Source organism: Bradyrhizobium sp. LB11.1, from assembly GCF_040549385.1.
In the GTDB taxonomy this organism is placed as follows: Bacteria; Pseudomonadota; Alphaproteobacteria; order Rhizobiales; family Xanthobacteraceae; genus Bradyrhizobium.
On sequence record NZ_JBEPTH010000010.1, the window covers coordinates 43,127 to 65,150 of the forward strand.

Annotated in this window: 23 protein-coding genes and 1 pseudogene; 13 read left to right on the top strand and 11 right to left on the bottom strand. The window is 63.1% G+C overall.

Annotated features, from left to right (window positions below; genetic code table 11):
* The first annotated feature begins 20 nt into the window (after positions 1 to 20).
* Together ABIA96_RS24485 and ABIA96_RS24490 are read left to right on the top strand one after the other, a co-directional pair.
* Positions 21 to 1,223, top strand: a complete 1,203-nt coding sequence (locus ABIA96_RS24485) for an ABC transporter substrate-binding protein (protein WP_354139616.1) — start codon at positions 21 to 23, stop codon at positions 1,221 to 1,223.
* Between the two features lie 72 nt (positions 1,224 to 1,295).
* Positions 1,296 to 2,504 (top strand): ABC transporter substrate-binding protein, encoded by a 1,209-nt coding sequence (locus ABIA96_RS24490; protein ID WP_354139617.1) that lies wholly within the window; start codon positions 1,296 to 1,298, stop codon positions 2,502 to 2,504.
* A gap of 3 nt (positions 2,505 to 2,507) precedes the next feature.
* Here ABIA96_RS24490 and ABIA96_RS24495 read toward each other — a convergent pair whose 3' ends face one another.
* Positions 2,508 to 3,350 carry a hypothetical protein gene (locus ABIA96_RS24495; RefSeq protein WP_354139618.1) on the bottom strand — a complete coding sequence of 281 codons (843 nt, stop codon included), beginning with the start codon at positions 3,348 to 3,350 and terminating at the stop codon, positions 2,508 to 2,510.
* Between the two features lie 209 nt (positions 3,351 to 3,559).
* On the opposite strand from ABIA96_RS24495, the gene ABIA96_RS24500 reads away from it, so the two are divergent.
* Genes ABIA96_RS24500 through ABIA96_RS24510 form a run of 3 tightly spaced genes read left to right on the top strand, consistent with a single transcriptional unit; the run spans position 3,560 to position 6,692 of the window.
* A complete protein-coding gene (locus tag ABIA96_RS24500) occupies positions 3,560 to 4,438 on the top strand; it encodes an IclR family transcriptional regulator (protein WP_354139619.1) in 879 nt (292 codons plus the stop codon).
* Between the two features lie 36 nt (positions 4,439 to 4,474).
* A complete protein-coding gene (locus ABIA96_RS24505) occupies positions 4,475 to 5,449 on the top strand; it encodes a Bug family tripartite tricarboxylate transporter substrate binding protein (protein ID WP_354139620.1) in 975 nt (324 codons plus the stop codon).
* A 22-nt stretch (positions 5,450 to 5,471) separates the two neighbouring features.
* Positions 5,472 to 6,692, top strand: a complete 1,221-nt coding sequence (locus tag ABIA96_RS24510; protein WP_354139621.1) for an ABC transporter substrate-binding protein — start codon at positions 5,472 to 5,474, stop codon at positions 6,690 to 6,692.
* A 190-nt stretch (positions 6,693 to 6,882) separates the two neighbouring features.
* On the opposite strand, the gene ABIA96_RS24515 is transcribed toward ABIA96_RS24510, so the two are convergent.
* Positions 6,883 to 7,374 (bottom strand): SRPBCC family protein, encoded by a 492-nt coding sequence (locus ABIA96_RS24515; RefSeq protein ID WP_354139622.1) that lies wholly within the window; start codon positions 7,372 to 7,374, stop codon positions 6,883 to 6,885.
* Positions 7,374 to 7,781, bottom strand: a complete 408-nt coding sequence (locus tag ABIA96_RS24520; RefSeq protein ID WP_354139623.1) for an ArsR/SmtB family transcription factor — start codon at positions 7,779 to 7,781, stop codon at positions 7,374 to 7,376. The genes ABIA96_RS24515 and ABIA96_RS24520 overlap by 1 nt, the downstream gene beginning before the upstream one ends.
* A 282-nt stretch (positions 7,782 to 8,063) precedes the next feature.
* On the opposite strand from ABIA96_RS24520, the gene ABIA96_RS24525 reads away from it, so the two are divergent.
* Positions 8,064 to 9,119 carry a serine hydrolase gene (locus tag ABIA96_RS24525; RefSeq protein WP_354139624.1) on the top strand — a complete coding sequence of 352 codons (1,056 nt, stop codon included), beginning with the start codon at positions 8,064 to 8,066 and terminating at the stop codon, positions 9,117 to 9,119.
* 9 nt (positions 9,120 to 9,128) lie between these two features.
* Here ABIA96_RS24525 and ABIA96_RS24530 read toward each other — a convergent pair whose 3' ends face one another.
* The gene (locus ABIA96_RS24530; protein WP_354139625.1) at positions 9,129 to 9,833 is read right to left on the bottom strand and encodes an SDR family oxidoreductase; all 705 of its coding nucleotides are present in this window, start codon (positions 9,831 to 9,833) and stop codon (positions 9,129 to 9,131) included.
* Between the two features lie 123 nt (positions 9,834 to 9,956).
* On the opposite strand from ABIA96_RS24530, the gene ABIA96_RS24535 reads away from it, so the two are divergent.
* The gene (locus ABIA96_RS24535) at positions 9,957 to 10,799 is read left to right on the top strand and encodes a GNAT family N-acetyltransferase (RefSeq protein ID WP_354139626.1); all 843 of its coding nucleotides are present in this window, start codon (positions 9,957 to 9,959) and stop codon (positions 10,797 to 10,799) included.
* 150 nt (positions 10,800 to 10,949) lie between these two features.
* A complete protein-coding gene (locus ABIA96_RS24540) occupies positions 10,950 to 11,264 on the top strand; it encodes a hypothetical protein (protein ID WP_354139627.1) in 315 nt (104 codons plus the stop codon).
* Positions 11,265 to 11,289: 25 nt separating this feature from the next.
* On the opposite strand, the gene ABIA96_RS24545 is transcribed toward ABIA96_RS24540, so the two are convergent.
* From ABIA96_RS24545 to ABIA96_RS24575, 7 genes are all read right to left on the bottom strand, one after another.
* Complete coding sequence (locus ABIA96_RS24545) at positions 11,290 to 11,739, bottom strand: hypothetical protein (protein WP_354139628.1); 450 nt, start codon at positions 11,737 to 11,739, stop codon at positions 11,290 to 11,292.
* Positions 11,740 to 11,926: 187 nt separating this feature from the next.
* Positions 11,927 to 12,217: a hypothetical protein gene (locus ABIA96_RS24550; RefSeq protein ID WP_354139629.1), complete on the bottom strand. Its 291-nt coding sequence runs from the start codon at positions 12,215 to 12,217 to the stop codon at positions 11,927 to 11,929.
* Between the two features lie 20 nt (positions 12,218 to 12,237).
* Positions 12,238 to 12,576 (bottom strand): curlin, encoded by a 339-nt coding sequence (locus ABIA96_RS24555; RefSeq protein ID WP_354139630.1) that lies wholly within the window; start codon positions 12,574 to 12,576, stop codon positions 12,238 to 12,240.
* 188 nt (positions 12,577 to 12,764) lie between these two features.
* Positions 12,765 to 13,175 carry a curlin gene (locus tag ABIA96_RS24560; protein ID WP_354139631.1) on the bottom strand — a complete coding sequence of 137 codons (411 nt, stop codon included), beginning with the start codon at positions 13,173 to 13,175 and terminating at the stop codon, positions 12,765 to 12,767.
* A gap of 44 nt (positions 13,176 to 13,219) precedes the next feature.
* A complete protein-coding gene (locus tag ABIA96_RS24565) occupies positions 13,220 to 13,612 on the bottom strand; it encodes a curlin (protein ID WP_354139632.1) in 393 nt (130 codons plus the stop codon).
* Positions 13,613 to 13,752: 140 nt separating this feature from the next.
* Entirely contained in the window at positions 13,753 to 14,145 is a 393-nt protein-coding gene (locus tag ABIA96_RS24570; RefSeq protein WP_354139633.1) for a curlin subunit CsgB, read from the bottom strand.
* 165 nt (positions 14,146 to 14,310) lie between these two features.
* Positions 14,311 to 14,967 carry a response regulator transcription factor gene (locus ABIA96_RS24575; RefSeq protein ID WP_354139814.1) on the bottom strand — a complete coding sequence of 219 codons (657 nt, stop codon included), beginning with the start codon at positions 14,965 to 14,967 and terminating at the stop codon, positions 14,311 to 14,313.
* A 612-nt stretch (positions 14,968 to 15,579) separates the two neighbouring features.
* On the opposite strand from ABIA96_RS24575, the gene ABIA96_RS24580 reads away from it, so the two are divergent.
* From ABIA96_RS24580 to ABIA96_RS24600, 5 genes and pseudogenes are all read left to right on the top strand, one after another.
* Positions 15,580 to 17,010 (top strand): efflux RND transporter periplasmic adaptor subunit, encoded by a 1,431-nt coding sequence (locus tag ABIA96_RS24580; RefSeq protein ID WP_354139634.1) that lies wholly within the window; start codon positions 15,580 to 15,582, stop codon positions 17,008 to 17,010.
* Positions 17,007 to 17,732: an ABC transporter ATP-binding protein gene (locus ABIA96_RS24585; protein ID WP_354139635.1), complete on the top strand. Its 726-nt coding sequence runs from the start codon at positions 17,007 to 17,009 to the stop codon at positions 17,730 to 17,732. The genes ABIA96_RS24580 and ABIA96_RS24585 overlap by 4 nt, the downstream gene beginning before the upstream one ends.
* Positions 17,729 to 18,952 (top strand): ABC transporter permease, encoded by a 1,224-nt coding sequence (locus ABIA96_RS24590; protein ID WP_354139636.1) that lies wholly within the window; start codon positions 17,729 to 17,731, stop codon positions 18,950 to 18,952. The genes ABIA96_RS24585 and ABIA96_RS24590 overlap by 4 nt, the downstream gene beginning before the upstream one ends.
* 53 nt (positions 18,953 to 19,005) lie before the next feature.
* Entirely contained in the window at positions 19,006 to 19,323 is a 318-nt protein-coding gene (locus ABIA96_RS24595; RefSeq protein WP_354139637.1) for a response regulator transcription factor, read from the top strand.
* Positions 19,324 to 20,158: 835 nt separating this feature from the next.
* A pseudogene (locus ABIA96_RS24600) lies at positions 20,159 to 22,014 on the top strand (alkaline phosphatase family protein).
* The last annotated feature ends 10 nt before the right edge of the window (positions 22,015 to 22,024 follow it).

A 22,024-nucleotide genomic window follows, 5' to 3' on the forward strand; every position in this document is an offset into this window, starting at 1 on the left:
TCGAAGGGGAGAAAAACAATATGTACGGCATAGTTCGCACGCTCACCGTGGCAGCGGCAATCCTGGCTACGACGGCCGCTCATGCCCAAATCTCGGACGATGTGGTCAAGATCGGCGTGCTGTCGGATATGACGGGGCCCTCCTCGACTCCGACCGGCCAAGGCTCCGTCACCGCGGCTCAAACGGCCATCGAGGATTTCGGCGGCAGCGTGCTGGACAAACCGATCAAGCTGATCGTCGGAGACCATCAGATAAAACCTGACATCGGCGCCGCCATCGCGCGACGATGGTACGACACCGAGCAGGTCGATCTCATCGTGGATGTTCCCGTGTCGGCGGTGGGGCTCGCCGTGCAAACGGTCGCGAGCGAGAAGAAGAAGCTGCTCATCGTCACGGCGACCGGAACGGCGGACTTTCACGGCAAATTCTGTTCGCCCTACACCATGCAGTGGGTGTTCGACACGCACGCACTCGCCGTCGGTACGGCTCAGGAGGTGGTCAGGCGCGGTGGCGACGCCTGGTACTTCCTCACCGACGATATTGCGTTCGGCCATGCGCTGGAACGTGACGCGACTGACGTGATCAAGCGCGAGGGCGGCAAGGTGCTGGGATCGGCCCGGCCGCCGTTCGGAACCACCGACATGTCGTCCTTCGTGCTTCAGGCACAGGCCTCGAAAGCGAAAATCATCGGCATCGCCGGCGGGCCGCCGAACAATGTGAACGAGATCAAGACCGGTGGTGAATTTGGCCTATTCCAGGGCGGACAGCAGATGGCCGCCCTTTTGGCGCTGATTACCGACATCGATGCGCTTGGATTGCAAAGCGCGCAAGGTTTGCTGCTGACGACGGCCTTCTACTGGGACATGGATGAGCAGAAGCGAGCGTGGTCGAAGCGCTTCTTCGCGAAGATGCAGCGCATGCCCACGATGTGGCAAGCGGGCGTCTATTCCGCGGTCACGCACTATCTCAACGCCGTCAAGGCTGCCGGAACCGACAATCCCGGCAAGGTCGCGAGCAGGATGCGCGACACGCCGATCAACGACTTCTTCGCGCATGGTGGCAAGCTGCGGGCCGACGGCCTCATGGTGCACGATCTCTGGCTTGCCCAGGTCAAGACGCCCCAGGAATCGAAATACCCCTGGGACTACTACAAGATCCTGACGAAGATTCCTGGCGACCAGGCTTTTGGGCCCGAGGACCCCGCCTGCAAGATCGCCAACTAAGGCACGCCCTCGCATCACCGCACGCCCCAACGATGGCGGCGCCAAGCTTCAATTCAAACCCGGTAAAACGCCATGGCCACCCACCGCAACCGATCCACCGCCATCCTGCTGATCACGCTGGCGCTCGCAGGCGCCGCACGCGCCGAGATCAAGGGCGACGCCATCCGCATCGGCGTCCTCACCGACATGAACGGCATTTTCGCAACCGCGATGGGTCCGGGCTCGGTCGAGGCGGCGCGGATGGCGGCGGAGGAGTTCGGCGGCAAGATCAACGGCAAGCCAATCGAGATCTTGCAGGCCGACCACCAGAACAAGCCGGATCTTGCGGCCTCGCTCGCGCGAAAATGGTTCAGCGACGGCGTGCAGGCGATCGCCGATGGCGGCAGCTCCGGTGCGGCGCTCGCGGTGCAGGAGCTGGTCCGCGGCAACGGAAAAATCTTCCTGGTCTCCGGCGCCGGCGCCAACCAACTCACTGACGAGGCCTGCGCGCCCAGCAGCGTGCAGTGGACCCAGGACGCCTATTCGACCGCAACCGCGGTCGTCTCGGGCGTCATGCAGACCAGCAAGGAGCCGTGGTTCTTCATCACCGGCGACTATGCCTTCGGCCATTCGATCGAGGCGACCGCGCGCGACCGCATCGCGGCGCTCGGCGGCAAGGTCGCCGGCAGCGTCAAGGCCCAACTCGGCACGCCCGACTACAGCTCGTTCCTGCTCCAGGCGCAGTCCTCGGGCGCAAAGATTCTGGCGATCAACGTCGCCGGCGACAACGCCACCGCGATCAAGCAAGCCGAGGAATTTGGCCTTGCCGACCAGGGCATCAAGATCGTGCCGATGTCGTTCCAGAACGTCGACATCGCGGCCGTCGGCCTGAAGGCCACGCGCGGCGATCTCATCGTCACCTCCTTCTTCGAGGACGTCTCACCGGCGGCTCGAAAGTTCTCCGATGCCTTCTACGCGCGACGCAAGGCGATGCCGTCACAGATCCAGGCCGGCGTCTATTCGGCCGTGCGACACTATCTGCAAGCCGTGAAGGATACCGGCTCCGACGACAGCGCGACCGTGATGACCAAGATGAAAGCGACGCCGGTGTCGGATGCCTACACGCCCAATGGCCGCATCCGCGACGACCAGCGCATGGTGCACGATCTTTATCTGGTGCAGGTCAAGACACCTGAGGAATCCAAGGGCCCATGGGACTTCGTCAAGCTGGTCGCGACCATCCCGCCCGACCAGGCTTTCCGCCCGCTCGACCGCAGCAAATGCAGCCTCGTTGGAAAATAACCCTTAGGCCAAATAGCGGGTGAGATAGCCTTCCATGGCGTAGAGCGCGCAGAGCGCGAGGCTCGACCACACCGCGGCGCTGAAATACAGGAACATCCAGGTCAGCTCGCCCTTCCAATGCGCGATGTCGTGGGTCACCACCCATCGCGTCGAGACGTCATGCAGGCCTTCGAGGAAGCCGAGGAGCTTATTGCCCTCTTCATGCCCAGCCCGCCAGCGGCTGAGATACATCGGCACGTCGACCGTGACGAGGAAGGCAAGGAAGCAGGCGATGCCGATGACGCCGACGATCAGCGCCCAACGCACTGGACCCTGAAATTCCGGCATCAAGCGGCATACCGCGAGGCCGGCGAGGATGAAGGTCACCGCCCACAGCGAATTCTCGATCGCGTTGAAGAGGAAATTGGTGGTGACGACCGCGTACCAGGAGAAGCACTCCGCGACGATGATGATCGGCACGATCACGAGCGCGATGTTTACCGCGGACTCCGCGCCGGTCATGATCCCGAGCTGATGCAGGATGATCGCCCATTGCGCGGCGAAGCAGACCTCGGCGATGGTTGCGACCGTACGGCCTACGAACACGCTCGACAGCCAGGTGTCGAACAGGCAGATGCGTTGCACGTCCGCGCGCGGCAGTACCGAGCGGAAGGCGCAGCCGAACACATAACCCGCGCAGAGCAGGAACATCAGGCCGATATCCGAACCGCCGCCGACGCTGCCGGCAACGGTCGGATAGAACTCGCGGTACAGCATGAACCAGACGAGAATGTTGGCAGCGCTGACCAGCGTCAGGGACCCCCACCACCACGCCAGGGGATTTGACCGTGCCTGCCACTGCAACATGAATCGCTCCGCCGTAGTCAATATGACATCTATTCGAAATAATCCTGTCACAACCAGTCACGAAATCACGACAAAAATATTGCTGGGGCGATTCTCGTCGCGCACACCTTGTAAGACGCGATGTATTGGATTTCGTCCATATAGTGGACATCAGCCGTTGTTTTATGAATCTATTGGACAACAGGCATCGCCGGGTTCATTAAACCCGAATGGCTCGAACCGCGTCCAAATCGATCCGCACATCGTCGTCCGCCGCCGCCGTGCTGGCGGACAGCGCCGATGACGCCGCGTTTGCCACGACGCTGGCAAAAGGCTTCGTGGTGCTCGAAACGTTCAAGGCAGGCACGACGCAGCTCGGCAACATGGAGCTGTCGACGCTGACCGGGATTCCGCGCCCCACGGTGGCGCGGCTGACACACACGCTCGCCGAGCTCGGCTACCTCCGCTACGATGCCGAACGCGCCAAATATCGCGTCGGCGCGCGCGCACTTCGTATGGCGCATCCACTCCTCGCCGATATGCCGTTCCGTCAGGTCGCGCGGCCCATGATGCAGGAGCTGGCGCAGAGCGTGCGCGGCACGGTCTCGATCGGCCTGCTTGATGCGACTTCCATGATCTATGTCGAGACCGCGCGCTCCGGCGACGTTGGCCCCCACGTTCCCGACATCGGCATGCCCATTTCCGTGGTGATGACGGCGATGGGCCGCGCCGCGGCTGCGACCTTACCGCAGGCCGAAGCCGCACTGCTCGAAGCGCACATCGCAAGCGAGGACACCGAGCTTTGGTCAGCCTTTCGCGAGACATACCGCGCCGGCCTCGCGCAGTGCGTCAGCCGCGGCTTCTGCACCTGCTTCGGCGAGTACATGGCTTCGATCCATGCGGTCGCCGCCCCGCTGTTTCATGCGAGCGGGACGATGCATGCCTTTTCGATCAATTGCGGCATTCCCGCGTTCCGGCTCCAGCCCGGCCAATTGGAGGGCGAAATCGGCCCCCGCATTGCCGCTCTTGCCGACAGCATTCGCGCCATCGTGGGCCCAGCGGGGCTGATCGAGACACAAAAGCAAAACAAGAAGAGCGCCAGGAGATGAAAATGACCATTGGCGCTCCACCACCGGGAGGCCATCATGATTGTCACACGGAGAACGTTCCTGGGCACCCTCGCCCTTTCGCTATCCGGACTTCCAATCTCCGCGCACGCTGAAGACGCCTGGCCGTCGCGCATGGTACGGCTGATCTCGCCTTACGGGCCCGGCGGCTCCAACGACATCTCGCTGCGGCTGCTCGCGGAAGAGTTCGGCCGCAACCTGCATCAACAGTTCATCGTCGAGAACAAGCCGGGCGCCGGCACGCGCATTGCGAACGACACGGTCGCGCACGCGCCTGGCGACGGTTACACCCTTCTCTATGTCGCGGCGCCCTACGCCACCGCCGAGGCACTGTTCGGCAAGCTGACCTATGAGCGCAAGGATCTTCAGCCGGTCGCAATGGCGGTGATCGCACCGCTGTTTCTGATCATCAGCGCAGACGCACCGTTCAAGACGTTGCCCGAGTTGATCGCCTACGGCAAATCGAAGCCGGACGGACTAACCTTCGCCTCCCCCGGTGCCGGTTCGCAGCCGCACCTCGCCGGCGAGCTGCTGTTCAGGGACGCCGGCGTCAAGGGCCTCAACATTCCCTTCCGCGGCGATGCGGCATCCTACACCGAGCTGCTCGCCGGCCGCGTCGACGCCACGCTGACGGCTCTGCCGACCGCACTGCCCTATATCCAGAGCGGCAAGTTCATCGTGCTCGGCGTCGCATCCGCCGAACGCAGCGCGCTCTATCCGCAGGCGCCGACCCTGCGCGAGCAAGGCTTTCCCAACGTGGCCGCGGCCGGCTGGTACGGCTTCATGGCACCGTCCACGACGCCGCGCGCGATCGTGGACAAGCTGCAGGCAGAGGTCCTGCGCGCACTTACCGATCCCGCGGTCAAGGACAAGCTAACCGCGCAGGGTCTCGAAGTCCGTTCCGGCACGGCCGCCGAGTTCGGCCAGTTCATCGACAAAGAGACCGAAAAATGGACCGGGCTAATCCACAAGGCCGGTCTCAAGGGCGAGTAACCGTCACAAACAGGAAATGGAAATGAAAGCCACACTTCTCAAACGCGCCGCGTCCTCCGCGCTCGTTCTTGCGCTGTCGATTCCGGCCGCGCAGGCGCAGAAGAAATACGATCCCGGCGCGTCGGACACCGAGATCAAGGTCGGTCAGACCGTGCCGCTTAGCGGTCCGGCTTCGGCCTATGCCGTGATCGGCAAGACCCAGGCCGCCTACATGAAGATGATCAACGACCAGGGCGGCGTAAACGGGCGCAAGGTCGAGCTGATCCAGTATGACGACGCCTATTCACCGCCCAAGACGGTGGAGCAGATCCGCAGGCTTGTCGAAAGTGACGAGGTGCTGCTGACCTTCCAGATCATCGGCACCGCGCCGAATGTCGCCGTGCAAAAATACCTCAACGCCAAGAAAGTGCCGCAGCTCTTTGCCGCAACAGGTGCAGCCCGCTTCACCGATCCGAAGCATTTTCCCTGGACCATGGGCTTTAATCCGTCCTACCTCGTCGAAGGCCGAATCTACGCGCAATACCTTCTGAAAAACCATCCCAACGCAAAGATCGGCGTGCTCTACCAGAACGACGATCTCGGCAAGGACTACCTCGCCGGCCTCAAGGCCGGACTCGGCGACAAGGCCAAGATGATCGTGGCCGAGACGTCCTACGAGATCACGGAGCCGACGATCGACTCGCAGATCCTGCGGCTGAAGGACGCCGGCGCCGACGTGCTGTTCAGCGCTACGACGCCGAAGCAGGCGGCGCAGGCAATCAAGAAGGTCGCCGAGATCGGCTGGAAGCCGCTGCACATCATCGACATCAATGCCTCGTCCGTCAGCGCCGTGCTTAAGCCTGCAGGCCTCGACAACGCCAAGGGTGTCGTCAGCGTCGGCTACGTCAAGGATCCCGCCGATCCCGAGTGGAAAGACGATCCCGGCATGAAGCGCTATCTCGCTTTCATGGCAAAATACTATCCGGACGGTGATAAGGATTCGAATCTGAACGTCTACGGCTACATCACCACGCAGCTCCTGGTCCAGGTGCTGAAGCAGTGCGGCGATGACCTCACCCGCGAGAACGTGATGCGCGAGGCTGCCAACCTCAGGAATGTCGAACTCGACCTGACGCTGCCGGGCATCTCGGTGACGACGACGCCGACCGACTACCGCGTCAACAAGCAATTCCAGATGGTGCAGTTCGACGGGCAGCACTGGCAGAAGCTCGGCGGCATCGTCGCCGACGAGGCGCAGGAGTGAGGCGGAATTGGTCGAGCGGTGCGTAAAGACGGCGGGCCCATCCTGAAGAGCGCGGAACGTGCGTCTCTAAGGATGAAGGCCCGCCGGTGGCCCGCATGCTCAAGGCGGCCGCTCCGCGGCCTCTTCAGCAGGGCGATAGACCGTCGTTACCAGCCTCGCAAAGCGATAATCCGCAACGACAGTATTGAGATCACTTTTTCAATCCGCCGACATAAGCAGCGAGCTTGTCCAGCGTCTGGTAGCCATACTCGACGGCGCCGAAGCCGATCATGCCGTCGCGCTGCTCGGTGGTCGCGGCCAGCTGCCGCATCATCAGCACGGTCTTGCCGTTGCTCTGCTCTGCAAAGGTGATGGTGAAGCGAAACATGCCGGGGTCATCGTCCTGGTCGTCGCCATGGTCCATCTCCATGAAGGACGGCCGCTCGATGCGGCGGAAGCGCATGCGGTTCGGATAGACGGTGCCGTCGGGGCCGATCATGTTGAAGCGCCAGACGCCGCCGACCCGCACGTCGATCTCGAAGGTCTCGATCTTGAATCCCTTCGGCCCGAACCATTGCGGCAGGTGCTTTGGGTCGGACCATGCCTCGAACACCAGATCGCGCGGCGCGTCGATCACGCGCGACATCACGATCTCGCGGTCCATCGACCATTGCGACAGGGCAGCGTTGGCAGAATTCGTCATCACTCGGCACCTTTCCGTTTACTTGTTTTGTTGGTCGTCTTGTCCGTCATCCTGGACGGCCGCTTGGCGGCCGCCCTCTCCTTCTTGAGCTTCATCACATAGGCCTCGAAGCGGTCGAGCCGCGCCTCCCAGATCGCACGCTGGTGCTGGAACCAGTCTTCCGCACCGACGAGCGCATCCGGACTGAGGCGGCAGGTGCGCACGCGGCCGGATTTCTCCGACAACACGAGGCCGCTCGCCTCGAGGACGTGGATATGTTTCATGAAGCTCGGCAATGCCATATCGAAGGGATCGGCGAGCTCGCCGACCGAGGCTTCGCCGGCGCACAGCCGCATCACGATTGCACGCCGTGTAGGGTCGGCGAGCGCTGCGAACACATGGTCGAGCTGGGATAATTGGTTAGCCATTCAGCTAACTATAGACCTGCAGCAGCGCTGCGTCAATGATTGTTAGCTGAAAAGCTAACTATTTTCCTGACCTCGGATATGGAACCTGCCACGCGCAATCGTGAGTTGGACGCTGCACCCGCCCCGCTAAGATGCTTCCCGGGGCCACCGCATGATCAGTCAGAGCACGTGCCGCCTGTTGTCATCTCACCGCAAATCACAAGGCGATCTCTCGCTCGCGCCGCGCTTGTTCCCGTTGCGATCGCGCTGGCAGGGCCGCGCCGCGCCTCAGCGGATTCCGATTTGATCGCGCAGATGCGCGACATCGTCGCCACCGAACTCGCACCGACCGTGACGCCGGAGCATCCGGGCGGGCTCGCCGCCGCGCTCTATGCCGGCCGTCATGTCGAATTCTTCAATTACGGCTTCGCGGACGATGCCACCAAACGCCCGGTGACGCCGGACACGCTGTTCAACCTCGCCTCCTTGCGAAAGCCGTTCGAGGCGACGTTGGTGGCGCTCGGCACGCTCCGCGGCGAGCTGCACCTCGACGATCGCCTGCCGACCTATCTGCCGGAGCTCACCGGCGACTACATCCGCCGCGTCACAGTCGGCGAGCTCGCCACGCACACATCGGGGCTGCTGCTGCCGACCGATCACCCGCCCTGGCCGAACGACTCCTACTCGCAGGCGCAGTTCATCGCCATGCTCAACGCATGGACACCGCCTGCGGGCATCGCGCCCGGCAAGCAGCGCGTCTACAGTCATGCCGGTTACGTGCTGCTTCAGCTCGTGCTCGAGCGCTGCTATCGCATGCCGATCGCAAAGCTGATCGAGAGCCGCATGCTCACACCGCTCGGCATGCACGCCACGTCCATTCCCGAACGCGGACCGGACAATGGCGCGATCATGGACGAGGCCGCCAAGCGGCGCGTCGTGCAGGGCTATTCCGACCAGGGTACCGCGATCGGCCCGATCGGCAACCAGCAGAGCTATTTCGACTTCCCCGGCACCGGCCAGATGTTCTCGTCCGCGCGGGATATTGCGACATTCGCTGCCGCCTGCGTCGATGGCCGCGCGATCGATCCTCATTTGCGCGACGCGCTGCGGATGACGCAGCGCGAAAGTTTTCGTGTCGAGGACAGGTTCGGCCAAGCCATGGCCTGGGAGACCGTGCACCTGCCAGGCGTTACCGTCATCGACAAGCCCGGCGGCCTCAACAACGCCTCCGGCTATATCGGCCTGGTGCCGGCGCGGCGGACCGGCATCGTGCTGCTCGCCAATCGCGGCGACTATCCGCACGAGATCGCGCGTTACAAGATCCTCCCCGCGCTGGCGAGGCTGGTGGCGTCACACTGAGACGCGACCTCACACCGCCCGTGTCAGGCCGCCGTCGACGCGGAGGTTCTGGCCCGTGATGTAGGCCGCGCCGTCGGATGCGAGGAACGAGATCGTGGCCGCGACCTCCTCGACCTTGCCATAGCGCTTCATCGGCACGCTGTCGCGGCGCGCATCGGTCTGCGGCAGACTGTCGATCCAGCCGGGCAGCACGTTGTTCATGCGGATGTTGTCGGGCGCATGGGTGTCGGTGAAGATTTTGGTGAAAGCGGCAAGGCCGGCACGGAACACTGCGGAGGTCGGAAACATCGCGCTCGGCTCGAACGCCCAGGCGGTCGAGATATTGATGATGGCGCCCGCCTTCTGCGTTTGCATCACCGGGGTCACCAGCCGGGTCGGACGGATCACGTTGAGGAGATACGTGTCGAGGCCGAGGTGCCATTGCTCGTCGGTAATCTCCGTGATCGCCGCACGCGGGCCGTGGCCGGCGCTGTTGACGAGCACGTCGATGCGCCCCCACTTCGCCAGCGCACCGTCGACGAGGCGCTTCAGATCGTCATTGGACTTGTTCGAGCCCGTTACGCCGAACCCGCCGAGTTCGGCCGCCAGTGCCTCGCCCTTGCCGGAGGACGACAGGACGCCCACGCGAAAGCCGTCGGCTGCGAGCCGCCGCGCGGCTCCTGCCCCCATGCCGCTGCCGCCTGCGGTGACGAGTGCGACCTTCTCTGCTGCCATGACCGATCTTCCCTGTGATAGCGTTGAGGCGAACCCAAGATTCAGTCTGCGAAGGCTCAGCCTGTCATCAGGCCTTCTACAGCCAGACTTGCCCGCAGGTCCATCGCCACGGAGCCACGTGACATGAGCGATTTGCATATCCGCAATTTGCGTCCCGCCGAGATCTCCATCGCGATCGACTGGGCGGCAGCCGAGGGCTGGAATCCCGGCCTGCGCGACGCCGCCTGCTTCGCAATTCCGGACGCGCAAGGCTTCTTCGTCGGCGAGATCGACGGCGAACCGGTCGCGACCGTCTCCTGCGTCAATTACGACGACCGCTTCGCCTTCCTCGGCTTCTACATCGTGCGCGCGGGCTGTCGTGGCAAAGGTCACGGCCTCCGCATCTGGAACGCCGCGATCGCGCATGCGGGTGCGCGCGTGATCGGTCTCGACGGCGTCGTGGCACAGCAGGACAATTACAGGAAATCCGGCTTCCAGCTTGCTTACGCCAATATCCGCTATAGCGGCATCGTCGAGGCCCCGTCCCGTCCGCCCGCCGATGTCGTGGCGCTCGACACGATCCCGTTCGCGCTCGTGGAAGCCGACGATACCACCGTCTTCCCTGCCCCGCGCGCGGCCTTCCTGCGCGCCTGGATCGGCACGCCTGAACACGTCGGACGCGCGTTGGTGCGCGACGGCAAGCTCGCCGCATGGGGTGTGATCCGCCCCTGCAGGACAGGCCACAAGATCGGCCCGCTGGTAGCCGATGACCGCTCCGCGGCGGAGGCCGTCCTGCAGGCTTTGCTGACGAGTCCCGGAAGCAATGAGATTGTGCTCGACATCCCAGCGATGAACCGCGATGCTATGGTGCTCGCGGAATCCATTGGCCTGAAGCCGACATTTGAAACGGCGCGAATGTACACTGGAGCGGCCCCGTCACTGCGGCTCGACCGCGTGTTCGGCGTAACCAGTTTTGAACTGGGCTAGTACCGACTCTCAATCCGCCGATTTGAAATTTGTAATCTGTTTCACGTTCCCGCTGCCACGCAGCGGGTATTGGTGTTGTATCCGGCGATTTGTCGGGCGGCTCGACGATCATTTTTCTGACCATCGATGTTTCATTCGGGAGAGGATTTCATGACCGAAGCGAGAGGCAAGGCACGACCTTCTCATAGCGCGACCGACGAGATGCAGCGCCCCACAGTCGCGGCTGCACTGATGCTTGCCGTTGTGACGGCCTTGGGGTTGTGCGCGCTCGTCTCGGCTCCGGCGCTACGCGAGGCCGCCGAGATTGAGCTCGCGCGCGTCATTGCAGATGAGGATCGAGACGTCTGCGGTCAGTTCGGACTGCGCCCGGGGACGACGTCTTTTACGACTTGCAGCCGCGAGCTCGCGAACGTCAGGCAGAAACAATCCGACCGCGACCAGGCGGCCGCGGCAGGAGTTTTGTGATGCATCCTCTAATGCAGTGCGCTGCTCAGTAGCAGCGCATGATGTTGACGGTGTGCTCGCCGCCGCCGCGGCCGGGCACCGTCACTGATTCCGTCGGACAACTCGGTACATAGGGCCGGTCGGACGGCACGACGTTCGGCGGGAAGCGATGCACCCAGTCCCAGGGAACGTCGTAGGTGTAGGTATAGCGAACGTCTTTGGTGACAGGCTGTCCGGCATCGGCGAAGGGCTGGCTGTAGGCTGCCCCGTCGTTGAAGAAGCCGCCTCCGCCGGGCCAATAGACAAATGAACTGTTTCGACCGCGGAACCGGGCGCCCGGCGCGATCGGCGGACGCGCTGTCGGCGACGGCGCGGCAGCCGACATCACGCCATGCGGAGCGGCGCCGCCCGGTCGTGCAAAACTGTCGCTGGGGCTAAGGAGCAGCGCGGCTGCGCTGAGCGAGGCGAGCAAGGCCCCATTTGATCTGGACATCATGATACGCACCAACTCGTTTGGCTTCGCGGATAGCGGCTCCCCACCACACGCTAGGCCGGGCTGTCGCCCACCCGCAAACGTATAATTAATTGTTGGTTAAGGCACGGGATTAACAGGGAACCCGGTGCGGCAGAACGCCCGGAATTTTCGTCGGAGTTCGGGACTTCGTTGCCGGGAATGGCGGGCGTCAGCGACCCTGCTGCTTGCGCAGCCAGTCCAGCATGTCCTGCGCATTTCCGGAGCCCTGCGACACGATCGCAGTATTGCCGCCACTGCGGCGGTAGACCGTGGTGCGGCCCGGCTCCTTGTCGACCTTGACCTCGGCCTGTGCGGGATCGCCACTTTGCGTAATGATTGCGGTTCCGTTTTGGTCCTGGACCACAGTGGTGTGACCGTCACCGGATTCGGCGGCGCCGGCGGGCGCCATCGCAATTGCGGTCATGAGCGTCATTCCGGATGCGAGCAGGAGAAACTTCATGTCACACCTCTTCGTCTCGATCATCGTCCGAATTGAAATATGGCCAGCCAGTTGAAACGCCCGAACTGCCTGATCGCGCCCGTGTTCATGTCACCAATCTGAAGCAGAAGCGCATTGGTCGAATTGCCCACCTGGGTGATATCGGCGATGTTGCTCACGCCCGACTGTCCAATCAGCGCATTGGTCGTGCTGCCAACCTGAATCACATCGACATAGTTGCGCGTCCCGTTCTGGACAATCGTCGCATCGACGGTTCCCGTTCCGATTTCGATCACGCGCGCGATGTTGATCCGGCTGTTCTCGACGATCGTGACCGGCTGCGGGTTATTGCCGAACTCCACGACCGTCTCGATGCTCACGTTCCGGTTGGTCCAGGAGGGTGCGAACCCACCACCGATGGCTGGCGACGGTCTGGATCCTGCGGTTGCCTCGGAAGTAACGCTGATGGTCGCCAGCAACGCCGCCAACGCCAGGAGCTGTCTGGGATGTCTCATCGCCTTCCCCCATCAATACGTCACGTCTCCGACGACGGCGAGGTCGTGCTGGCTCACGGACTGGTCTGGATCACCGTCGATGAGTTGAACGCGCCGAATTGCGCGATCGCCCCCGTATTCATGGAACCGAACTGAGACAGGACGCTCGTCGCCGACTGGCCGGTCTGGCCGACAAAGGCAAAACTATTCACCCCCGCCTGCCCGACCAACGCCGAGTTCGTTCCGCCGAATTGCAGGATGCCGGTGGCGTTGTTGCTGCCGTTCTGGGTAACGGTCGCGCTGGTCGTGCCGCCAATCTGGAATACGCCAACCATGTTGAGCGAGCTGCCCTGGTTCACGATGACGGGCGGCCCGTTGACCGAAACGATCGTCTTGATGTCAACGCCCTGCGCCCGGGCGGGTCCGTTCGCGGTGAAACAGGAGACGAGAACCGCCGCCGCGACGACCAGAAGATGCTTGTTCATCATATGCCTCCACAATATCCGCCTAATCACCACACGATCCCAGGTCACGGAGCCTGCTGCAGAATCGTGGAGCCGTTCAGAATGCCAAGCTGGGATACCCCGGCGGCGTTGTTCAACCCGATTTGGCCAATCAAGCTCGTGTTGGCGCCTCCGACTTGGCCAGCCGCAGCGGTATTGGTCGCGGTGGCCGTCGTGCCGCCCTGTCCAATCGTCACTGAATTGACCGAAAACAATGAACCGAGTTGCACGCTCGATGCCTGGTTGAAGGCCCCGAATTGCAGCGTCGTCGCGGTATTGTTCACCGGGCCAGTCTGCGTTGTGGACGAGAGATTTGTCGCACCAAACTGCAACACGCTAACCGAGTTGGCGGCTTGGGCATCGACAGCGGCCAGCGCGCTCAGCGTGACGACCGTCGTGATGAGAAATGTCGTGCGCATGTCATATCCTCTGCAAAATATCGGCCGTCGACCCGCGGCCCCGTTCAGGCATTCTGATCGCGGTCATTTCGAGCATGGCGTGTCGAGTATCGTCCGGACGCGCCGCTCGATGGACGCGCCCGGGCCGACACGGGGCTGGCTTAGTGCTGCGTGATGGTGCTGAGGTTGATTCCGCCACCCAACTGCCCAACGCCGGCGGAGTTGTTCGGCGCGAGGCCGAAGAGCGTGGACTGGCTGATCGAGCTGCCGTTGTTGCCGGTGGCAACCTGCCCAGTGGTGGCTGCGTTGCCAAAGACGCCAATCTGGGTCACCGAGCTGGCATTGTTGAGCGACGGAGAGGTCGTGCCCTGCATGGTGCTCGCGGCGTTCACGAGGCCGAGCTGGAACGTGGTCGAGGAGTCATTCACGTGGCCCTGCTGGTCCACGCTGGAGCCGTTTGCGAGGCCGATTTGCACCGTGGTCGCGGTGTTGGCAGCCTGAGCCGCGGAGGACAGAGCGAGTACGGCAACGGAAGCAAAAAACAATTTGCGCATGGAAAATCCCTTTCTAGCCGAGTTGTCTGACTGGGTTCGGATGCCGTCTTGGAGGAGGCCGACATCGTGGGATGACTCTGAACCGATCGTGCTCCGTGCGACAGACTGCAGTTCATGCTAATCGGTACGGACTAGACGTTGTGCGGTAAGTCGCCGCTCGAAACGCTAATTCTGCGATTGTCCTGCCGCAGCGCGCGCCGCCGTATCGCGCTCCATGGTGTCGACCAGCCGCACCACTTCGATCGGCGAACGCAATTCCAGCTTGCGCATCATCCTGGCGCGATGAACTTTCGCCGTCACTTCGCTCACGCCAAGCCTTGCCGCAATCTGCTTGGCGACGAGCCCCTCGGCCATCAAGAGCATGATCTCGCGCTCTCGCGCCGTCAGCGTCTCGACACGCTGCCGGGCATCGCGCACGGCGTCTTCGCGCTCCATTCGCCTGCGGTCGCGCTCGATGCCGTGCCTGATCGCGTCGAGGATTTCCTGCTCGCGAAAGGGTTTCGGCAGAAACTCGACTGCACCACGCTTCATGGCCTCGACCGAGACGCGGACGTCGGAATGGCCGCTGATGAAGACGATCGGAATGGGGACGCCCGTCTCGGCCAGCCGGCGCTGAAGCTCGAGGCCGGTGGGAGACGTGCCGGGAAAGCGGACGTCGAGTACGAGACACGAAGGACCGGCGGAAAGACGCTCCGCGAGAAACTCGTCTGTCGAGGCAAACAACTTCACCTGGTGTCCGGTCTCCTCGCAGAGACTTCCAATCGCATTTCGAATCAAAATTTCGTCGTCAACGATATAAACTGTGGCTTGGGCGGAGCTCATGGCAACGGACTCCCCGGCTTGGGGCTCGATGAGCGAGCAACGAGCCATCCATTCTTCTTGCAAGCGATAACAAGGTGCTTGGATAACAAGGTGCTTGGATGAATTCGTAGGGATCGCGCGAACAGCGTCGGTCCACTGATTCCATGTCTTAGAGCCATCACGCCCTGAAGACGAGTGAAGGCGTTCACATATCGGGCTTCGTGATGGCAAGGCTGCGATCGCGGCGGTGACGTCATCGCGGCGAGACACGGCATCGAGAATGCTGCAATCCTGCTTCGTGGCCGCGGTATCGCCGACTGCGTCATGGCGTCGCCATTCATGCGCCGACTTGAACACCGGTTGCTGGCCGCATCGGCCAGATCATACGGGAGGTTCAGTCAGTCAATCGAGTTCGGTACCGCGCGCCTCATATCGATACGCCCCGCATGGATTCACAGCAAGTCACGAAAGGTCGCGCCCTCGGACTTTACTTCTGGATCATCAAGCATGCCCGACCGTCGCCCCCGCAGCGACGACATATTGACGATCGATATTGCTTCGGATGATTTACAACCATAGCGCGATATTCGAATGTGCCGCCAACAAAGTCATTTCAAGAAGGCGGGTTTTGATATGCGATTTGTGCCAATTATTGCCTTGTTCGGAACTGCATGCGGCCTCGCCGCGACTTACGCCGCGGGACCGGCCGCCATCGCCGGCGCCGCCGGCAGCGCGGCTGACAAGGCCGCGCGCGCTTATGACTCGACGAAGCGGCTCCTGGCGCCAGCGACAGGCGAAACGCCGACCTTCGGGTCGGATGCGCCAGTCTTCCGCTACGCGGCAATTCAGCGCGGCAGCATCGAGCAGACCGTCACCGTCACCGGTGCCCTGCAGCCGGTCAAGACGATCGAGGTCGGCTCGCAACTCTCCGGGCAGCTCGCCCGCGTCTATGTCGACTTCAACGACACCGTCAGCAAGGACCAGCCGCTTGCCCTGATCGATCCCCGCAGCTTCACAGCCAAGGTCGACGAGGCCAAGGCGGCGCTGGCCGTCGCCGACTCCTTCGTGGACATCGAGCGAGCCAAGCTCGATCGGGCCAGGATCGACCTGCAAAACGCCAAAGGTAGCCGAGACGTGCTGGCCGCCAAGCTCGACAGCGCCCAGGCGATCAAGGCGTCGGCGCAGAAGACCTTGCAACGCAAGCTGGCGCTCCAGTCGCAGAACGTCGTGGCAACGTCGACAGTCGACGACGCACAAACGGAATTCACCGCACGCGTGGCCCAGGAGCGCGAGGCCGAAGTCCTCATGTCCCTGAATGCCTATGCCGTCAACGGCGCGCAGGCCGACGTCCGTCGGATCGAGGCCGAGCTGGACCAGGCCAGAATGGCAGTGCCGGAGAAGGCCGCCGTGCTTGCCGCAGCTCAAGCCGATCTTGACCGCACAGTCATCCGTTCGCCGATCGACGGCGTCGTCGTCGGCAGGTTCGTCAATGAAGGCCAGACGCTGGCGGTCGGCCTGGAGTCCCGCACCACCTTCGTGGTCGCCCATCGCCTGGAGGATATGGAGATCCACGCACAGGTCGACGAAGCCGATATCGGGCGCATCGCGCCCGGCCAGCGCGCTCACTTCACGGTCGATGCCTATCCCGACCGCCGTTTCGAAGCAGCGGTGCGGCAGGTGCGCAAGGCCCCGCAAAATCAGCAGCACGTGGTCACTTACACGGTCGTCCTGTCGACCTCCAACCTCGACGGTGCGCTGCTGCCGGGAATGACTGCCTTGGTCAAGATCGTGATCGAGCAGCAGGACAACGTGTTGAAGGTGCCGCTGGCCGCGCTGCGGTTCCAGCCGTCGGGCGCGCGGGCGGATGCGGCTCCCGGACGCAGCGGCGTCTGGCTCCGCACCTCCGGCGGCGCACTTCAGCGCATCCCCGTGACCGTCGGCGCGGCCGGCGCCGAGCAGGTTGCGCTCAAGAGCGGAGAGCTTGTCGAGGGCAGCCAGGTCGCCGTCGGACAGGCAATCCGGCCGGCCGGCATGGAATTTCTCGGTATCAGGTTCGGATCATGACAGCCACCCCGCCCCTCATCAGCCTCCGATCCGTCGGCAGGACTTACCGCACGGACGGGATTGCTGTCACCGCGGTGCGCAATGTCAGCTTCGACGTCGAGCAAGGCGAGATCCTCGCCATCATGGGACCGTCAGGTTCCGGCAAGTCCACGCTGATGAACATGATTGGGTTGCTCGATCTCCCGAGCGACGGCGCGATTTATCTCGAGGGCGCGAATGTCGCCGACCTCACGGAAGACCGCAGGTCGACCTTGCGCGCCCACAGCATCGGCTTCGTGTTCCAGTCCTACAATCTGCTCGCACGCCACAACGCGATCGAGAACGTCGCCCTGCCGCTGGTCTATTGCGGCGTTGGCCACAAAGAGCGCCTCGCGCGCGCTGAGCACAGCCTGGAAGCCGTCGGCATGCTGCACCGGGCGCATCACTTTCCGCGACAGCTGTCGGGCGGTGAGCAGCAGCGCGTCGCTATCGCGCGCGCGCTGATCGTCTCGCCGCTGATCGTACTCGCGGACGAACCGACCGGCGCACTCGACAGCCGCACCGGCGCCGAGATCCTCGCGCTATTTGCTGCACTCAACCAGACCGGCCAGACCATCGTGATGATCACACATGATCCCGGCATCGCGACCCGGTGCCGGCGCACCATCCGCCTGCACGACGGCGAGCTTGTCAGCGACGAGAGGATGGTGCCGTTGCTACCCAGACGGAGCATTGGGTCATGACGATGCTTCAGGGCTTTCAGATCGCTCTGCACGCCTTGCGCCTCAATCCGCTGCGCAGCTTCCTCACCATGCTCGGCATCGTGATCGGCGTCGCATCGATCGTGACGGTTTTCGCGATCGGCGCCGGCGCACAGCTTCGCCTCCAGGAGCAGATCCGCTCGATCGGCGCCAACGTGCTGATGATCATGCCTGGCGCGGTCTATCAGGGCGGCGTGCGCCTCAAGGAAGGCACCAAGCTGACGATGACCGAGAGCGACGTGCAGGCCATCCTCGAGCAGATTCCGGAAATCCAGGCCGCAGCCGGCTCGATCGCCGGAACGGCGCAGGTCATTCACGAGAGCAAGAACTGGAACACGACGATCAACGGCACGACGACCGGGCACTTCATGGTGCGCGACTGGCAGCTCGCGTCCGGACGCTACTTCTCCAGCGTCGAAGAGGCCGCAGCCGGAAAAGTCGTGATCCTCGGCAGCACGGTTGCGCGCGAGCTGTTTGCGCCGGGCGATGATCCCATCGGCGCGCAGATCAGGATCATGAAGGTCCCGCTCGAAGTGGTCGGCGTTCTCGACCCCAAGGGACCCTCGCAGGATGACGTCGCCTTCGTCCCCCTCACCACGGCCAAGCTGCGCTTCCTCGGCAGCGCCAGCAACATCAACCGGGATTCAGTCGCGTATATCATCGCCAAGGTGGCCGCCGACGGTCAGATGGCCGGCGCGCGGTCCGAAATCGAAAGCCTGTTGCGGCAGCGGCATCGCGTCGCAGCCGGTCAGGAGGACGACTTCAAGGTCCAGGATCCGGCCGCCGCCATGGAAGCGCAGCAGGGCGCGATCCGCACCGTGGCGCTCCTGCTCGTCGCCATCGCCTCGGTCTCCCTGCTTGTCGGCGGCATCAGCATCATGAACGTCATGATCGTGTCGGTGACCGAGCGGACCCGGGAAATCGGCATTCGCCGCGCACTCGGCGGGCGGATGCGGGACATCCGTCTGCAGTTTCTCTGCGAAGCGCTCGTGCTCTGTCTTCTCGGCGGCGCCATCGGCGTCCTCGCCGGCGTCACGCTGTCGATGACGGTCGCGCGCATGGCCGGCTGGATCACGTCAATCGACAGCGAAGCGATCGGTCTTGCCCTCGCCTTTTCGATCGCGACCGGCCTCATCTTCGGTTTCTATCCTGCACACAAGGCGTCCAAGCTTAGTCCAATCGAGGCGCTCAAGACGGAGTGAGAACATGCTGGGTTGGCCACGACATCAAACCAGAGGCCAGGGAGGAGCTAGTGATGAGCGCGGATTCGAGAGATTTGATTACGCCGACGCCGCGTGAGCGCGAGCTGATGATGCTCATCGCGCGCGGACTTCAGAACAAGAACATCGCCTACGAGCTCAAGATCTCGGAGAACACGGTGCGGGCGCATATCGGCAACATCATGCGCAAATACCGGCTCCATAACCGAACCCAGATCGCGATCGTCTATGCCCTCAAGGCAGCCCCGCTTTCGCAACGGCGCGATCCAACCAGGCGCGGAGCCAGCCCGGCGGAGGTCAAGCCGGTACAGGCTCTCGCACAAAATCCGCTAGTGCCAAGCGTGCCGGAATGACCGTTCCGGCCACAACTCCTTGCGTCACCCGTCGGGCAAAACACCGAAGCCCTGGGTCAAGCGTGCAGCAGCAAAATATTTCTCTTTATTAGAATTCGGAATTTTGTTAGAAATTATTCACTCCGGCCCAAGGAAGAGGGGCGTATCGCGATCGTCACGAACGCGGGCCGGGCGGCGGTGGACGCGGGTTACATCGGCGCGAAGGGTTTTGCAGGGCGGGCAACCGTGAGCGAGACCGTCGCGCGTACGACCGGTGTGATTTGCGTACGGCCAAATCGTGTGGTCCTGGCGCCCGGGGTCTGTGCGCCAAGTCTCGTGGTGATGGGTGTGGCTCAACCGGGCACGCGCATCAGTCATCCGCAAGGCGACGGGGGCAATAGTGCATCGCTCCCCGGGGAGAGCACGACATAAGCCGTCAAACCACTGCGCAGGGAAGGCCGGGATGCCTCCGGCTGCCCTGTTACCCGCTGTGCAGTGTAGCGCAATCTACTCATGGCATAGCGGTCAATGGGAGCCAGCCGGCTCCCGGCCTTCCCTGCGCCCTCTTTCAAATGAGGGTGAGGCGACGAAGCAAAGCTCGGGCGAAACGCGCCGCTAGGTTGCGAAGGTGTGTCTGCGATGAAGATCGAGGTGCGAATATTGAAGCGATCGTGCCACCCCCACACTGGAGCCGCCTTCCTCACCTCCGCATGACAAATCCGTGGATGTCCGGCCACCTCCCCGTCACTTCTGCACGCCCATTCGCAATCGTAACAAAACTGTCATGCAGCAAAACTAAACGATTGCCGGGGGCCGCGGTTCGGCGGCCAAGCCGCCTCACCGCTAGGAGATTTTGATGCGCCGTTCATTGGTGTTGCTGTCAGCTGGACTTGCAGTGCTGTCCACCGGATTTGCCTCCGCAGAGAATAACACGCCCCGCAACCTGATCCTGTTCATCCCGGACGGGCTGCGCGCGCTGAAGATCACCCCCGAGACCGCACCGGCGATGGCCGAGGTCCGCGACAAGGGCGTTAACTTCAAGAACTCGCATTCGCTGTTCCCGACCTTCACCATGGCCAATGGCTCGGCGATGTCGACCGGCCACTATCTCGGCGATACCGGCGTGTTCTCCAACACGATCTGGACCAACTACACCTCAGGTCCGGCCGGCAACACCGTGGTCCCCTTCATCGAGAACGACGCCGTGCTCGGCGACATCGACGAACATTTCAAGGGCGACTATCTCAACGAAGAAACCATCTTGAAGATGGCCCGCGACAAGGGCCTGAGCACGGCGGCGATCGGCAAGGTCGGCCCACCTATCAGTGGGACCACACCGATCATCCCGATAAGCCGGGCAAGCACTCGATCGTCATCGACGATGCCACCGGCAGCAAGGCCGGCGTGGCGCTGTCGGACGAGATGAAGGATTCGCTGACCAAGGCCGGTCTCGCCCTCACCACTCCCGGCCGCGGCGACAACGGCAAGGCCGGCGATGCCAAGACGCCCGGCACCACCACGGCCAACGTCGTGCAACAGGCCTATTTCGCCGACGTCGCTACCAAGGTGGTGCTGCCGATGTTCAAAGCGCGCAACAAGCCGTTCGTGCTGGTGTTCTGGTCGCGAGATCCTGACGGCACCCAGCATAACCAGGGCGACAGCCTCAACCAGATCCTGCCGGGCATCAACGGCCCGAGCACGATGGCGAGCATCAAGAACGTCGACAACAACCTCGCCCAGATCCGCAAGGCGCTGGACGAACTCGGCCTCGCCGCCAACACCAACATCATGATCCAGGCCGACCACGGCTTCTCGACCATCTCCAAGGAGAGCAAGACCAGCCCCTCGGCCAAGGTCAGCTATGACGACACGCCGAACGACTTCTTGCCGATGGGCTTCCTCGCCCTCGATCTGGCCAAGGCCCTCGACCTGCCGCTGTTCGATCCCAACGACAAGAACGCGGCCGTCACCGGTAACGCCCATCCGAAGGCCGGCAACGGCGTGCTCGGCAAGGACCCGACCAAGCCCGACCTCGTCGTCGCCACCAACGGCGGCTCGGACCTGATCTATCTGCCCAACAAAGACAAGAAACTCGCGGCCAAAACCGTCAGAGCGTTGCTCGAGCAGGACTACATCTCCGGCCTGTTCGTCGATGACCAACTCGGCCGCTTCCCCGGCACCCTGCCGCTGTCGAGCATCAATCTGCGCGGCAAGGCGGCAACCCCGACGCCGGCGATCGTCGTCAACTTCCGCTCCTATGCCAGCGAGTGCGGCGAGGCGCCGACCAACTGTTCGGTGCAGGTGGCCGACACCGTGCTGCGCCAGGGCCAGGGCATGCATGGCAGCTTCAGCCGCGGCGACACCTACAATTTCATGGCTGCGATCGGACCGGACTTCAAAGCCGGCTTCGTCGACGAGCTGCCGGTCAGCAATGCCGACGTCGGCATGACTGCGGCTCAGCTCCTCGGCGTGCGCGGCTCGGAGAATGGCGGCCTGGTCGGCCGCGTGATGTCGGAGGCGCTGCCCAACGGCATCGTGCCGAAGGCGTTCAAGTCCGTGGAGAAATCGAAGAAGAAGTCAGAGAACGGTCTCGAGACCCTGCTCAACGTCCAGCGTGTCGGCAGCCAGCGTTATTTCGACGCCGCCGGCTTCCCCGGTCGCACGCTCGGCCTGGAGCCGGACGCCGGCAAACAAAAAACGGCGGGGAGATAACCCCGCCGCT